1 protein-coding gene is annotated in these 1,489 nt (G+C 69.0%); it reads right to left on the bottom strand.

All coding sequences use genetic code 11. The features are described 5' to 3' along the window. Positions 1 to 34: 34 nt before the first annotated feature. On the bottom strand, positions 35 to 1,375 hold the full coding sequence (locus AB0O00_RS39120) for an IS4 family transposase (protein WP_363659436.1): 1,341 nt from the start codon (positions 1,373 to 1,375) through the stop codon (positions 35 to 37). Between the last annotated feature and the right edge of the window lie 114 nt (positions 1,376 to 1,489).

Raw genomic sequence — 1,489 nt, 5'->3', positions numbered from 1 at the left:
GCAACGCCGTTCAGTTAGGGCGGAGCTGGGGCTGTCAAGGGTCGGTTGTGAGCATGTTGATGCTGATGGTGGCCTTGTAGGTTGTCCGGTCGATGGCGGGTCCGCGGGCGTTGTATTTGGAGATCGCTCGTTTGACAATGCGGTCTTTGGTGCGGACCCGCCGTTCGGGCAGGAGTTGGGCCAGCACGTTGCGGCCGATGGATCCGACCAGGTCGATGACGGTGTCGGCGATGACGCCCGCGGCCAGCACGAGCTGGTCGCGGGCGGCGGACAACGCGACGGTGAAGCCGGCCCGGTCGGGGTCGGTGCCCGGGACGCTGTCCGTGGCGTCCGTCATCGCTGTTCGCAGCGCCTGGTAGGCGACCAGCAGCGCCCAGACCTCCTGCTCGACCCCGGCCGGGGTGCGGGCGCGCAGGACCCGCCCGCCAAGGATCGTGGATTTCAGCTCTGCGTAGGCCGTCTCGATCTCCCAGCGCTCGTGGTAGAGGCGGATGAGTTCGCTGGCCGGATGCGCCGACGGGTCGGTGAGAGTGGTCAGCAGCCGGTAGTGGCCGGTGTGGGTTCCCCGAGAGGTGACGATGCTGATCTCGGCATCGATGACCCGCACGGTCAGCGCGCCCAGCCGGGTCAGGAACGAGCCGTCGCCGCAGCGGGCCACCGGCGGCAGCCTTCGTCCGGACTTGCACCGCACCAGCAGGTGGGCGCCGGTGGCGGTCATGCGGTTGAGCAGATCGGCGGCGGCGAAGTTCCGGTCGCCCAGCAGCAGTATCCCCGGACGCAGATCGCCGGCCAGGCGGCCCGCGTACTCCAGCTCGCCGATGGCGGTCGGACCGAACACCGCCCCGATCACCGCCCTCGTCCCGCAGGCCACCAGTGCCGTCAGCCGGATCTGCGGATAGCCTCCGGCTCCGTTGTTGCACCGCTGCTTGGTGTAGACGGCGAGGTTTGCCGGGGCGTCCGGCACCGGCAGCAGCGTGCCGTCCACGGCCACCACCAGCAGCCCGCGCCACCGCGCCTGGGCCGCGGTCGTGGCCACCGGGCCGCGGACCAAGTCGAACAACGCCCTCAACGGTGCCGCCCCCAGACGCTGGCGGGCCTGCCGCAACGCGCTGCCGCTCGGTCTGACGGGCTCCGGGCCCGTCAGACCGGCACACAACCGGTCGAAAACCTGCCGATAGCCCAGCTCGGAGAACAACGCTCCGGCCAACAGCAGATACAGCGTGACCCGTGCCGGCATGAGTCGGATCCGCTGCTGGACCGCCTTCGTCTCCGCCAGTACCTCATCGACCATCTCGAAGGGCACGATCCGGGTCAACTCGCCGATATGACCAGGCGCGAACACCCCGGCCGTCCGCGTTATGGCAGCCTGTTCCAACAGCGGAGCTCCCGTGGTGAGGATGTCTTGGAGGACAAACCTCTTCTACGGCAGCTCCGCTGCTTTGCCCAGCGGCCTTGACAGACGAGCGCCACGCCTAACTGAACGGCGTTG

This window comes from Kitasatospora sp. NPDC093558 (genome assembly GCF_040683475.1).
Classification (GTDB): Bacteria; Actinomycetota; Actinomycetes; order Streptomycetales; family Streptomycetaceae; genus Kitasatospora.
Note: the sequence above shows the minus strand (reverse complement) of the source record. Positions and strands in the feature narration are given on the sequence as shown.